At 71.2% G+C, this 12,980-nt stretch carries 11 protein-coding genes; 4 read left to right on the top strand and 7 right to left on the bottom strand.

Features of this window, described 5'->3' with window-relative positions:
- Window positions 1–80: 80 nt before the first annotated feature.
- Together bpln_RS19595 and bpln_RS19590 are read right to left on the bottom strand one after the other, a co-directional pair.
- On the bottom strand, window positions 81–653 hold the full coding sequence (locus tag bpln_RS19595; RefSeq protein WP_042627061.1) for a hypothetical protein: 573 nt from the start codon (window positions 651–653) through the stop codon (window positions 81–83).
- Between the two features lie 257 nt (window positions 654–910).
- Window positions 911–1,816 (bottom strand): LysR family transcriptional regulator, encoded by a 906-nt coding sequence (locus bpln_RS19590; RefSeq protein ID WP_082465363.1) that lies wholly within the window; start codon window positions 1,814–1,816, stop codon window positions 911–913.
- Between the two features lie 145 nt (window positions 1,817–1,961).
- Between bpln_RS19590 and bpln_RS19585 the strand changes: the two genes are divergently transcribed.
- Window positions 1,962–2,903, top strand: a complete 942-nt coding sequence (locus tag bpln_RS19585) for a 2-hydroxyacid dehydrogenase (protein ID WP_042627060.1) — start codon at window positions 1,962–1,964, stop codon at window positions 2,901–2,903.
- Between the two features lie 162 nt (window positions 2,904–3,065).
- Entirely contained in the window at window positions 3,066–4,442 is a 1,377-nt protein-coding gene (locus bpln_RS19580; RefSeq protein ID WP_042627059.1) for an MFS transporter, read from the top strand.
- 297 nt (window positions 4,443–4,739) lie between these two features.
- On the opposite strand, the gene bpln_RS19575 is transcribed toward bpln_RS19580, so the two are convergent.
- Entirely contained in the window at window positions 4,740–5,744 is a 1,005-nt protein-coding gene (locus tag bpln_RS19575) for a zinc-dependent alcohol dehydrogenase family protein (RefSeq protein ID WP_055139740.1), read from the bottom strand.
- Between the two features lie 101 nt (window positions 5,745–5,845).
- On the opposite strand from bpln_RS19575, the gene bpln_RS19570 reads away from it, so the two are divergent.
- Window positions 5,846–6,802: a LysR family transcriptional regulator gene (locus tag bpln_RS19570; RefSeq protein WP_042627058.1), complete on the top strand. Its 957-nt coding sequence runs from the start codon at window positions 5,846–5,848 to the stop codon at window positions 6,800–6,802.
- Window positions 6,803–7,161: 359 nt separating this feature from the next.
- Window positions 7,162–8,286 (top strand): aromatic ring-hydroxylating oxygenase subunit alpha, encoded by a 1,125-nt coding sequence (locus tag bpln_RS19565; protein ID WP_042629232.1) that lies wholly within the window; start codon window positions 7,162–7,164, stop codon window positions 8,284–8,286.
- A gap of 87 nt (window positions 8,287–8,373) precedes the next feature.
- Here bpln_RS19565 and bpln_RS19560 read toward each other — a convergent pair whose 3' ends face one another.
- The 4 genes from bpln_RS19560 to bpln_RS19545 all read right to left on the bottom strand — a co-directional run bounded on the left by bpln_RS19560 (window position 8,374) and on the right by bpln_RS19545 (window position 12,872).
- The gene (locus tag bpln_RS19560; RefSeq protein ID WP_055139739.1) at window positions 8,374–9,390 is read right to left on the bottom strand and encodes a homoserine dehydrogenase; all 1,017 of its coding nucleotides are present in this window, start codon (window positions 9,388–9,390) and stop codon (window positions 8,374–8,376) included.
- A 46-nt stretch (window positions 9,391–9,436) separates the two neighbouring features.
- Window positions 9,437–9,871 carry a VOC family protein gene (locus tag bpln_RS19555; protein WP_042627056.1) on the bottom strand — a complete coding sequence of 145 codons (435 nt, stop codon included), beginning with the start codon at window positions 9,869–9,871 and terminating at the stop codon, window positions 9,437–9,439.
- 182 nt (window positions 9,872–10,053) lie between these two features.
- Window positions 10,054–11,553 carry a cysteate racemase gene (cuyB, locus tag bpln_RS19550; protein WP_055139738.1) on the bottom strand — a complete coding sequence of 500 codons (1,500 nt, stop codon included), beginning with the start codon at window positions 11,551–11,553 and terminating at the stop codon, window positions 10,054–10,056.
- The gene (locus tag bpln_RS19545) at window positions 11,550–12,872 is read right to left on the bottom strand and encodes a dicarboxylate/amino acid:cation symporter (protein ID WP_055139737.1); all 1,323 of its coding nucleotides are present in this window, start codon (window positions 12,870–12,872) and stop codon (window positions 11,550–11,552) included. Before bpln_RS19545 ends, cuyB begins: the two co-directional genes overlap by 4 nt.
- Window positions 12,873–12,980: the final 108 nt, after the last annotated feature.

The following is a 12,980-nucleotide window of genomic DNA, read 5'->3' as shown; positions in this document are numbered from 1 at the left end:
GTGCGATGCGACGGCCCGGCTTCGGGCCTCGCCGGCCGTGCCCGGAGGCACGACCCGTGAAGCCCGAAGCCGGCGTTCGCTCAGATCTCCACGCCGGGCTTGCGCGTGGCCGGGGCGGCCGGAGCGGCTGGCATCGGTGCCGGGCGGGCCGGCGCCGCGGCGCGGACGGGCGGCGCGACCGGCACGAGGTACAGCACCGGGCGCGGCGCCTGCATCACCACCACCGGCGGGCCGACGAACATCGCGTCGAACGGACCGCCGGCGAAGCCGGGCATGCCGCCGAACGCGGCCTGCTGGAGCGCCTGCATCTGCATTTGCATGCGCGCCTGCAGCGTGGCCATCTCGGCCATCTGGGCGCGCATCTGCGACTGCATGCGCGCTTGCATCTGCCGCATCATCGCGGGGGACATCGACGGCGCCGAGGGATCGGCGCCGCTGCTGCTGGTCTGCATCACGAAGCTGGCGCCGCCGTCGGGGCTTTGCCAGCTCCAGGTCTTCACATGGGCCGGACCGGCGGCGGTCTGCACGATCCGGGACGTTTCGTGCGCGGCGACGGGCTTGCCGTCGACCTGCACGAGTACCGGATCGGACGCCATCGCGAGGACCGGCGCCAGCACGAACGCGCCGGCGATGATCGCTGCATGAAGTCGCATCGGTTTCTTCTCCTGTCGTTATCGCTCGTCGGGACGGGCGGCGAAAATGTCGCGCGAAAATCTTCGGCGACGAGGCTTAAACGAGGCTTAAAAACGGAGACCGCCGGCGGGCGGCATGGAACCCGCGACCTGCGCGAGGATGACGCCGCGCAGGACGCCTGGACAGGCACGGATCGATAACGCGGGCAGATCGGCAACCGCCCGTGCAACCGTCCACCGAACCGCTCGCCAAACCGTCCATCCCGCCGTTCAGACCGTCACCCTGCGCCCCCACTTGCCCCGACACAAGCCAGCGCGAACGCCCGGAACCGCTCCACCGCCGGGCTATTGCGCTCCACGCGCCAGCCGAGGTCGAGATCGGCGACCGCCTCGGGCGTCCACAGCGGCCGGAACACCACGTCGCGGATCCCGAGTTCGCGCGCCGAGGCCGGCACGATCGCCAGCCCGATCCCGGCTCGCACCAGCGTCACCACGGTGTGGGTCTGGTCGAGCTGCTGCACGGCGTCCACGTGGACGCCGGCCGCCGTCAGCAGCGCCACGATGCGATCGTGGAAATACCGGCCGCCGTCGGCCGAATACATCACGAACGGCACGCCATGCAGGTCGGCCGCGGCGATCGTCTCGCGCCCGGCCAGCGGATGCGCGGCGGGCACCACCGCCAGCAGCGGCTCGCGAGCGAGCCGCGCGACGCCGATCGCCGGGTCCGCCGCCTGCGCGCGCAGGATGCCGATGTCGAGCGCGCGCGTCTTCAGCGCATCGAGCTGCGCCACCGACACCATCTCCTTCAGCACCAGCCGGATCCCCGGCAGCTGCTCGCGCGCGGCCGCGAGCAGCTCGGGCACGAGCCGGTAGCCGGCCACCGCGGTAAAGCCGACCGTGACCTGCCCGGCATCGCCGCGCGCCACGCGCCGCGCCGCGTCGGCGGCCTCGTCGGTCAGCCGCAGGATGCGCCGCGCGTCGTCGTAATAGGCGCGCCCGGCGTCGGTCAGCTTCACGCTGCGGCTGTTGCGCTCGAACAGCAGCAGCCCGAGCGCCTCCTCCAGCAGCTGGATCTGCCGGCTCAGCGGCGGCTGCGTCATGAACAGGCGCGCGGCGGCCCGGCCGAAATGCAGTTCCTCGGCCACGGCCACGAAACAACGCAGATGATTGAGTTCGACCATCATTCCAGTTTTTGTATTGATCGATGCGGAATATAGCTTAGACCTTGATCGATCGCCTGCCTATACTCGTTCGCATCCGGTCGCCGGGCCGCCTCGCGGCGGGCCTTGCCGGCGCACCACCGATTCATCGTTCGAGAGCCCGCACCGCATGCCGTCCGACATCCTGCTGATCAACCCCGTCCTGCCGTCGCTGGACCGCCAGCTCGCCGAGCGCTACACGCTGCACCGCCACTACGGGCAGGCCGATCCGGCCGCCCATCTGCGCGAGATCGGCGCGCGCATCGGCGGGGTGGTCACGGGCGGCGCGTCCGGCATCCGCAACGCGGTGATGGACCAGTTGCCGAACCTGAAGATCGTCGCGATCAACGGCATCGGCACCGACGCCGTCGATCTCGCCTACGCGCGCGAACGCGGCCTGCACGTCTCGACCACGCCCGGCGTGCTGACCGACGACGTCGCCGATCTCGCGATCGGCCTGCTGCTGTCGGTCTGCCGCGGGCTTTGCCAGGGCGACGCGCAGGTACGCGCGGGCCAGTGGGGCAAGGCCGCCGCGCTGCCGCTCGCGCGCAAGTTCAGCGGAATGCGGATCGGCATCGTCGGGCTCGGCCGCGTGGGCCGCGCGATCGCCGCGCGCGCCGCCGCGTTCGGCTGCCCGATCGCCTACACCGACCTGCGCGAACTCGACGGCGTGCCCTACCGCTTCGTCGCCGACCTCGCGCAGCTCGCCGCCGACAGCGACGCGCTGGTGCTGGCCGCGTCGGCCGACAACGCCGAACGCATCATCGACGCGACGGTGCTCGACGCGCTCGGCCCCGACGGCTACCTGATCAACGTGGCGCGCGGCAAGCTCGTCGACGAGCCGGCGCTGGTGCGCGCGCTGGCCGAGCGCCGCATCGCCGGCGCCGGGCTCGACGTGTTCGTCGACGAGCCCAACGTGCCGCCCGAACTGTTCGCCCTGCCGAACGTGGTGCTGCAGCCGCACCGCGCGAGCGCGACGGTGCAGACGCGCGAGGCGATGGGCGCGATCGTGCTCGACAGCCTCGCGGCCAGCTTCGCCGGGCGCCGCCCGGCCACCAGCGTCACGCCCTGACGCGGCGGGCGGCGCGGCGCCGCCGGCGGGCCGCCCCGTTTCATCGCATCGCATCGAGCAGCATCACGCCACACCCGGCGGCACCGGACCTCGCGCACCCCGCCCGCGCGACGCCGACAGAACCAGAACCAGAACCATCCCGCATCGCATGGGAGGAGACACATGAAAAGCATCGACATCACGCGTTCGAACGGCGCCGTCGCGAGCGGCCGGATCGGCCATTTCCGCTACTGGATCCTCGCGCTGATCTTCTCGGTCACCGTGCTCAACTACGCCGACCGCGCCACGCTGTCGATCGCCGGCACCTTCGTGTCGAGGGATCTCGGCCTCACGCCGGCCGCGCTCGGCGTGGTGTTCTCGGCGTTCGGCTGGGCCTACGCGATCGGCCAGGTCCCGGGCGGCTGGCTGCTCGACCGCTACGGCGCGCGCCGCGTCTATGGGGCGAGCATCGTGCTGTGGTCGCTGTTCACGATCTCGCAGGGCACCGTCTCGCTGATCGGCAGCGCGGCCGGCGCCACCGCCGCGCTGTTCGTGATGCGCTTCATGCTCGGCCTGGTCGAATCGCCGGCGTTTCCGGGCAACGCGCGGATCGTCGCGACCTGGTTCCCCACCAACGAACGCGGCACCGCGAGCGCGCTGTTCAATTCGGCGCAGTATCTGGCCGTGGTGATCTTCACGCCGCTGATGGCGTGGCTGACGCACCGGCTCGGCTGGCACCAGGTGTTCTTCTTCATGGGCGCGCTGGGGCTGGCGATGGCGGTGCTCTGGTTCGCCGTGCTGCGCGATCCGGCCTCGCATCCGCGCATGAGCCGCGCCGAATACGAGCACGTCGCCGCGAACGGCGCGCTGGTCGGCCTCGACGACGCGAAGGCCGGCCCCCGCCGCCGCTTCACCTCGCGCGAGATCGGCGCGCTGTTCACGAGCCGCACGCTGTGGGCCGTCTACATCGGCCAGTACTGCATCACCGCGCTCACCTACTTCTTCATCACCTGGTTCCCGATCTACCTGGTCAAGGCGCGCGGCATGAACATCATGACGGTCGGCTTCGTGGCCGCGCTGCCGGCGATCTGCGGCTTCAGCGGCGGCGTGCTGGGCGGCATGCTGTCGGACTTCCTGATCCGCCGCGGCGTAGCCACCTCGGCCGCGCGCAAGACGCCGTTCCTGCTCGGCATGGTGCTCGCCACCTCGCTGATGCTCGCGCCGTGGGCCGGCTCGGACGCGGCGGTGATCGTGATCGTCTCGCTGGCGTTCTTCGGCAAGGGGCTCGGCGCGATCGGCTGGGCCGTGCTGGCCGACGTCGCGCCGCGCGACATGACGGGCCTGAGCGGCGGCATCTTCAACGGCATCGGCAACACGGCCGGGATCGTCACGCCGCTCGTGATCGGCTTCGTGGTGGCCGCCACCGGCTCGTTCGACCGCGCGCTCTGGTTCGTGGGCGCGCACGGAATCGTCGCGATTCTTGCCTACGGCGTGCTGGCGGGCAGGTTCGAGCGCGTGGCGCTGCCGGCCCCGGCCGCGTCCGGGCCAGGCGGCCGCTGAGCGCGCGCGCCGGCGCCAGGTCTTCACGCCCCCGGCCGCTCACCCGCTCCGTTCGCCGACCGGCGGATGCCGCGCGGCACCGCGCCGGGCGGCGATTCGAGGTCGCGCATCCGGGGGCGCCGCGCCGGGCCTTGAACGCCCGGTCAGGGTGAACGCCGCGGCGCGGCGGCGGCAACCGGCAGGCCCGCCGCGTCGTCACCCGCCGCGACGTGCCGCCCGGTCCACCGCGCCTCGCCCCGACGCGAGCCCGAGGCGCCGCGTCGATGCCGCGTGCCGCCGGGATCACCTCGTCCCGGCTCACGCCACGCCGACGACCACCTTCCCGAAATGCGCCCCTGACGCCAGATAGGCGTAAGCGTCCGCTGCGGCCTCGAACGGAAACACCCGGTCGACCACCGGCTCGATGCCCGCCTGCCCGATCGCTCGCACGGCGCCCGCCAGATCGCTGGTCGACCCGGTCTGGCTGCCCAGGATGTTCAGCGTCTTCACCATCACGGGCAACACCGGCATCGTCACCTCCATGCCGCCGATGAAGCCCACCACGTATATCGTGCCGCCGATCGCGGCCGCGTTGATCGACCGTGCAAACGTGCCGCCCCCGACCGTCTCGACCACCAGATCCGCCCCCCGGCCGCCGGTTGCCTCCAGCAGCGCCTCATCCCATGCGGGCCGCGCGCGATAGTTGATCAGCACGTCGGCGCCGAGCCGTTTCGCACGGTCGAGCTTGTCATCCGAAGACGACGACACCACCACCCGCGCACCGGCGGCTTTCGCGAACTGCAGGGCAAACAGGCTCACCCCTCCCGTGCCGAGCAGCGCCACCGTCGACGCCGGCCCGATCCTGCCTTTCACGATGGCGTTCCAGGCGGTGGTGGCCGCGATCGGCAAGGTGACCGCCCGCGTGTACGGCATGCCGTCGGGAATGCGCACCAGCGCGCTGGCCGGAACGACCGCGTAGTCGGCGAGCGAGCCCGGCATGGTGACGCCGCGAATGCGCCGCGTGTTCGCTTCGGTAGGCAACCCCGCCGGCCAGTCGACCATCGACCCGGAGATGACGCGGTCCCCGATCGCCCAACCACGCACGCGTTCCCCGATTTCGGCGATCTCGCCGGCGCCGTCCGTGCCGGGGACGAACGGCGCCGACGGATCGCCCAACCGCCCTCGCGCCACCATCAGGTCCAGATAATTCAGGCCGGCGGCATGCAGCCGGATCAGGACTTCGTCCGCCGCCGGCCGAGGCGCGGGCATCTCGCCCGGATGGAGTTGCCAGGTGTCGCCGGGTATCAACTGGAAAGCGCGCATCGTCCGTTACTCCGATCATGGTTGTCGACCAGCCCATGCTAGCCGACGTCAATCTCTATAATTGACCCGAAAAACACGACATCCTTGCATGGGGCGCATGAATGAACAGCGTGGAAGCGGACGAAATCGGCGCATTGCTCGCCGTGCTCGAGACCGGCAGCTTCACGGCCGCGGCACGGCAGCTCGGGCGCGACAGCTCGGTCATCTCGCGACGCCTGAAGGCACTGGAAACGCGGCTCGGCACCCGGCTGGTCGAACGGACGACGCGCCGCCTGTCCGCCACGGAGGCCGGCGCGCGCCTGCGCGAGCGCGTGCAGGAAGCCATGCAGTTGATCCGCGGCGGCGAGGAAGAAGCGCGCTCGTTGAGCGCGTCGCCGATCGGATTGCTGCGCCTGAGCCTGCCGGCCGGTTTTGGCCGGCGCTGGATCGCGCCCCGGCTGCCCTCGTTTCTCGCCCGTTATCCGGCGCTGGAAGTGGAAGCCGTGTTCACCGACCGTTTTGTCGACCTGATCGCGGAGCGCTTCGACGCCGGCGTGCGCATCGGGCGCCTGGAAGACAACCGGCTCGTCGCGCGGCACGTGCGGACGATGCGCCGGCTGCTGTGCGCGTCGCCTGCCTATCTCGACACGCATCCGCCCATCCGTCATCCGAGGGATCTGGTTCAGCACGCATGCATCGGGTTCACGCCGATGGCCTCGCATCCGGTCTGGCATCTTTCGCGGCACGGACAGCGCCACGCCGTGCGCACCCATCCGCGGCTCGCCACCGACGATATCGATGCGTTGATGCATGCCGCGTTGCAGGGAACCGGCGTGTCCTATTGCGCCGACTGGGTCGTCGCGAACGAATTGCGCGAGAAACGCCTCGTCGAGGTACTGCCCGCATGGGAAGTGGCCGGTGACGAAACGATGCATGTGATCCGCGCGTCGGCGCACTTCACGCCAGCGAAGGTTCGCGCGTTCATCGACTGGGTGGTGGAGGAATTCGAGCATCCGCCGTGGGCCACGCAAACCGGCGGGGCGCCGGTCGCACCGGATACGCGAGCGGACCCGCCCTGATGATGCCGGACGAGGCGCGCCCGCGAGCGCGCCACGGCCCGCCTGCATGCAGGGGCCCGGGCAGAAGTCGGCCGCCAGGCCGCGAGGCCGCAATGCGGCCACGGACCGTTCCGGCAGCGGCGCCGGCGGCAACCATACCCGCCGCGATCGCGACCCCGCCGCCCCGAGCCGCTCACCCGGCAATCCTTGCCGATCGCGTGCCGCATATACCCGCGATCGGCCATTTTCGTCTTGAGGCTTGTCATCGTCGCTTAACAAGGCTCGCCGCACGGCGGCCACTTCGCGTAAACTGCGCCAGATCCTCCCTTCGCGCTTCGCCGCGTGGGTCGAAGCACCCGTAATGCCAGGAGATGCCCCGCATGCACGCAGTGCCCTTGTCGCAACCCGACGACGTGATTGAACCGACCGCCACCACGCCAGTGCGCGATCTGCGCCGCGTGCCCATTCACCCCGATTTCTGGTATCCGCTCGCCTGGTCGCGCGAACTGAAGCGCGGCAAGACGCTCGGCGTGCATTTCGCCGGCGATCCGATCGTGCTGTTCCGCGGCGAGTCGGGCACGGTATTTGCGCTCGAGGACCGCTGCGCGCACCGCCAGGTGCCGCTGCATGCCGGCGTGGTGGACGGCGACGCGCTGCGCTGCGGCTACCATGGCTGGACCTACGACTGCAGCGGCAAGTGCGTGGACGTGCCCTATCTCGGCAAGGAGCGGCTGCCCAACGGCGTGCGCTCGTATCCGTGCCGCGAGGTGCAGGGCCTGATCTTCGTGTTCACGGGCGATCCGGCGCTGGCCGACGAAAAGCCGGTGCCGGCGCTGCCCACCGTATCCGATCCGAAGTACAAGACGCGCCGTTTCGGCCGCGCGGTGAAGTGCCACTACTCGTTCATGCACGAGAACCTGATGGACATGAACCACCAGTTCCTGCATCGCCGCGAGATGGGGCAGATGAAGGCGCGCTCGCTGGGCCGCCGGCGCGGCGACGGCTGGGTGGAAGTGGACTACACGTTCTCGCGCGCCGAGGGCAAGCAGCCGATCGGCGAGGCGCTCGTGTTCGGCGCGAGCAAGAAGCCGCAGGATCAGAGCGACAAGAGCGTGATGACGATCCGCACCGAATACCCGTACCAGACGCTGAAGATCCTCTCCAGCGAAGGCACGCTGGTGATGGACCTGTGGATCGTCTACGTGCCGCTCGACAAGCAGCAGCGCACCAACCGCACGTTCGGCATGCTGTCGATCCGCAAGCCGTCGTTCCCGTTCGCGCTCGAGATGGCCTGGCCGCTGCTGGTGTGGTTCACCGAGCGGATCTTCAAGGAAGACCGCTGGATCGTCGAGCGCGAGCAGGAAGCGCACGACATGCAGGGCGAGGACTGGAACCACGAGGTGTTCCCCGTCATCAACGACCTGCGCGACGTGCTGCGCACCAACGGCGCGCGCACCGTGATCCCGATCCTCAATCTCGGCGCCGAACCGCGGCCGGCCGCCTGAGGCGGGCCGCGCCCCTCCCTCTCCCCTGAGCGGCGGGCGCGACCTCGGTCGCGCCCGCGCCGTCTTGGCGCACCGCGCCTCGCGCCGTCAGGCCGCGAACGCGCCGCGCATCAGCAGATGCTCGAAGTCCTTCAGCGCGGCGGCGGCCGTCGCCTGCGGGCTGGTGCGGCCGATCGCGATCAGTTCGCCCATCGCATCGGTTTCGATCCGCACCGCCTTCATGCCGGCGCCCACCCGCGCGAACGGATGATCGGCCGCGTAGGTGCGCAGCTGCACCGCCGCGCCGACGCTGCCGTCGGCCCGCCGCTCGATGCGGCCGACCAGCTTCGGCACCAGGCCCGCCGCGCGCCAGCGCGCCAGATCCTCGTCGCTCACGCGTTCGATCCCCTCGCGCGCGATCGCATCGAGCGCGAGCCGCGCGCCGAACCCGGCGTTCGCGAGAATGCAGACCTTGCAGGCGGTGTCGGAGCCGTCGACGTCGAAGCCCGGGTCGGGCTCGGCCATGCCGAGCCGCTGCGCGTCGGCGAGCGCCTCGGCGAACCCGGCGCCGCCCGTCATCCGGTCGAGCACGTAGTTGGTGGTGGCCGTGAAGATGCCTTCCATCACGCGCACCTCGCAGCCGGCCGCGTTGTATTCGAGCAGGTCGATGGTGGGCAGCGCGGCCGCGGTCGCGCCGCTGATCTTCAGCGCCACGCCGTTCGCGTCGGCCAGCGCACGCAGCCCCGGATAATCGACCACCAGCGCGCCCTTCGAGATCGCGACGCCATGTATGCCGGCGCCGAGCGCGGCGCGCAGATAGCCGAGGCCCGCGCCGCCCGTGCGATAGTCGGTGGGCCCCGCCTCGATCAGCACCCGCGGGCGCGCGGCGGCCACGAACGCGGCGCCGGTCAGCGCCGGGTCGAGCGCCACATCGGCCGCGAGCGCATCGGTGCCGGCGGGCAGCCCGTCCGGCGCGACGAGGCCGCCGCGCGACCGGCAGACGCCGGTCAGCCGCACGTCCACGCCGTAGCGCTCGCGATAGCGCGGCCGGCGCGCCTCGAGCAGCTGCGCGACCCGCCGGCCGATCGCGCCGAACCCGGAAATGGCGACGTTGCAGCGGCTCATGCGGGCGCCCGAAGGCACGCGGCGACGCGGGGCAGGCGGCTCGCGCTCACTTCGCGAACAGCTTGCCGAGATCGGCAAACGCCTTGAACTCCAGCGCGTTGCCCGACGGATCGAGGAAGAACATCGTGGCCTGCTCGCCGGGCTCGCCCTTGAAGCGGATGTACGGCTCGATCACGAACTGCGTGCCGGCCGCGCGCAGCCGGTCGGCCAGCGCGTGCCACTGCTCCAGCGTCAGCAGCGCGCCGAAATGGCGGACCGGCACGCCATGGCCGTCCACGGCGTTGGTGCGCGCGATGCCCGTCTCGTCCGGCGCGAGATGCGCGACGATCTGATGGCCGTACAGGTTGAAATCGACCCACTCGGCCGAGCTGCGCCCCTCGGGACAGCCGAGCAGGTCGCCATAGAAGGCCCGCGCCGCCTCGAGGCTATGCACGGGAAACGCGATGTGGAACGGAAGCAGCGGGGCGGCGGATGCGCTCATGGGTCGGGACTCTCCAGTTGGGGACGGGCGCCCCGCCGCGCGGCTCTCGCACGGCGGGACGACGAACGCCATCTTACCGATGAGCTTTATTGATAAAAAACGATATTTTTCCGATCTGACGATCGATTTTTTTGATCAAACCGGCCGCCTGGCGCGGCCGGTCTCCGCGCCGCGCGGCGCCATCACGCCCTGCCACCCGTCGCCATCGCGATGCAGGCCTTGGCCAGCACCTCGGTCGGATCGACCAGCACCGCTCGCGCGCCGTCCGGCGCGACGTAGTCGGCCATCGGCAGCAGCAGCGGCAGCTCCGTGCAGCCGAGCAGCACCACGGCGGCGCCGGCCTCGACCAGCGCGTCGAGCGCCGCGCCGATGTCCTCGCGGCAGCGGCCCTCGGTGAAGCCGGCCTTCACGCCGGCCTTGCCGTAGATCGCCGCCATCACGCGCGCCTGCAGCGCCGGCGGCGGCACCCGCTGCGCGAAGCCCTCGGCGGCCAGCGCGTCGCGGTAGACGCCGCTCGCGAGCGTGCCCGAGGTGGCCAGCACGCCGATCTCGCGCAGCGCCGGGAAGCGCTCGCGCAGGTGGCGCGCCGTCACCGTCAGCATGTTGACGATCGGGATGCCCAGATGCGGCTGGATGCGATCGACGAACGCGTGCGCGGTGTTGCACGGAATCGCCACCAGATCCGCGCCGCCCTGCTCCAGACGCTTGCAGGTGGCGTAGAGCGAGACGGTGGGATCGGGGCCGTCGCCGATCAGGTGCGCGGTGCGATCGGGAATCTGCGGGTTCTGCTCGACCAGCACCTTCAGGTGGTCCTGATCGCGCGCGGCCGGCGTGTTGTCGACCAGCTTGCGCAGGAAATCGACGGTCGCGGCCGGCCCCACGCCGCCCACCACGCCGATCCGCAGCGGCCCCGGATCCGCCGCCGGTCCGCCGCCGCCCTCGCCGGCCCCGACGTCCAGCACGTAATGCGCGTAGACCGCGTTCGAGTCGATCAGCGGCACCGGCAGCGGGCCGATCGCGTCGGCCGCGAGCGCGATCTCGGTCAGGCCCGGCACGATCAGGTCGGCGCCCCGCGCGACGAGCGACTCGCAGGCGCGCCGCAGCAGCCCGGCCGGGCGGCCGGCCGCGTAGCCGTCGCGAATCCCGTCGGCGCCATAGACGGCCTCGGTCACCGCGTCGCCGCCGGCCACGTCCCCGACCGCATCCTCGGCGGGGTAGACGAGCGTGAACCCGGGCGCCGTGAAATACCGTTCGAACAGCCGCGCCTCGCGCGTCGCGGCCGAGGCCAGCACGCCGATGCGCCGCGCCGCCGGATAGACGCGGCGCACATGCTCGCGCACCGCCTCGACGATGTCGACGATCGCGAGCGGCGTGTTCGCGCGCAGTTCGTCGATGAAGGTATGGCTCAGGAAACACGGCAGCACGACGGTGGTCACGCCGCGCCGCTCGAACTCGCGAATCCGGTCGAACACGTAGAGCTTGCGCTCGCTGGTGGCCACGCGGTCCGATCCGGCGCCGCGCCACGGCCGCTGCTCCAGGATCGCGTCGAGCGGCGCGGCGCCGGGCTGCCCGAGCGCGGCGCGCATCAGCTTGCCGAACACGTCGGCGCCGGCCAGCGGCCCGAGGCCGCCGACGATGCCGTAGCGCCGCGCGCCGACGGCGCGTGCCGGGGCGGCCATCATTGCGCCTCGCCCGGCAGCCGGTCGAGTTCGAAGCGCGCCGCGTCCGCGTCCGCGCCCGGCGTGCCGGCCGCCGCGGCTGCCGCGCCCGCCGCCTCGCGTCGCGCTTCCCATTTCGCGATCACGGCCGTCGCGACGCTGTTGCCGATCACGTTCGTCATGGTGCGGCCCATGTCGAGGATCTGGTCGATCGCGAGCACCAGCGCGACGCCGGCCGCCGGCAGATGGAACATCGGCGCGACCGCCGCGACCACCACCACCGAGCCGCGCGGCACGCCCGCCATGCCCTTGCTGCTCAGCATCAGCACCAGCAGCATCGCGAACTGCTGCGAGACCGGCATGTCGATGCCAAACGCCTGCGCGATGAAGATCGCCGCGAACGACTGGTACATCATCGAGCCGTCGAGATTGAACGCATAGCCGAGCGGCAGCGTGAAGCCGACCACCTTCTGCGGGATGCCGAAGCGCTCCAGTTGCTCGATCAGGCGCGGATAGGCGGCTTCGCTGCTGGCCGTCGAGAACGCCAGCAGCGCCGGCTCGCGCACCGCCTTCAGCAGGCCCAGCACGTTGCGGCCGAGGAACAGGTAGCCGACGCCGGCCAGCAGCACCCACAGCAGCACCAGCGCGGCGTAGAACGCGCCGATCAGCTTGCCGTAGGTGAGGATCACGTCGAGCCCGCGCAGCGTGACGGCCGAGGCCACCGCGCCGAACACGCCGAGCGGCGCGGCCAGCATCACGTAGCCCGTCAGGCGCAGCATCACCGGCACCAGGCCGTCGACCGCGCCGACCAGCAGCGCGACGCGCGGGTCGCGTTTCAGCGCGCCGAGGCCGAGCCCGAAGAACACCGAGAACACCAGGATCTGCAGGATGTCGTTGCGCGCCATCGCGTCGAGCAGGCTGGTCGGGAACGCGTGCGTGAGCACGTCCCTCACGTTCAGCGCGGCGGTATCGAGGCCGGCCACGGTGTCGTCGGCGCCGGCCGTCAGATGCAGGCCGGCACCGGGCTGCAGCAGGTTCGCGAACACCAGCCCGATCAGCAGCGAGACGAACGACGCGCAGAAGAACCACGCCACCGTGCGCGCGCCGATGCGCCCGACGTCGCGGCCGCCCTCCATGCCGGCGAGGCCCGAGACGAGCGTGGCGAACACCAGCGGCGCGATGATCATCTTGATCAGCCGCAGGAAGATGTCGGTCAGGATACCGAAGTAGCCGGCGATCGCCTTGGCCTGTGCGGCGTCGGCCGCGTTGGTGTGGCACAGGTAGCCGGCGACGCCGCCGAGCACGATGCCCGCGGCGATCCAGAAGGTGAGGCGTGATTTCATGTCCGTCCCCGGGAAGGGTGCCGGGCGGGCGCAAGGGCCGCGCGGCGCGTTGTGGTGGAAAAGTCGGATGACGACGGGCGCGAAGCCGGCATCGGCGCCGCCAGATCG

The sequence above is a fragment of the Burkholderia plantarii genome (assembly GCF_001411805.1).
GTDB classification, from domain to species: Bacteria; Pseudomonadota; Gammaproteobacteria; order Burkholderiales; family Burkholderiaceae; genus Burkholderia; species Burkholderia plantarii.
Note: the sequence above shows the minus strand (reverse complement) of the source record. Positions and strands in the feature narration are given on the sequence as shown.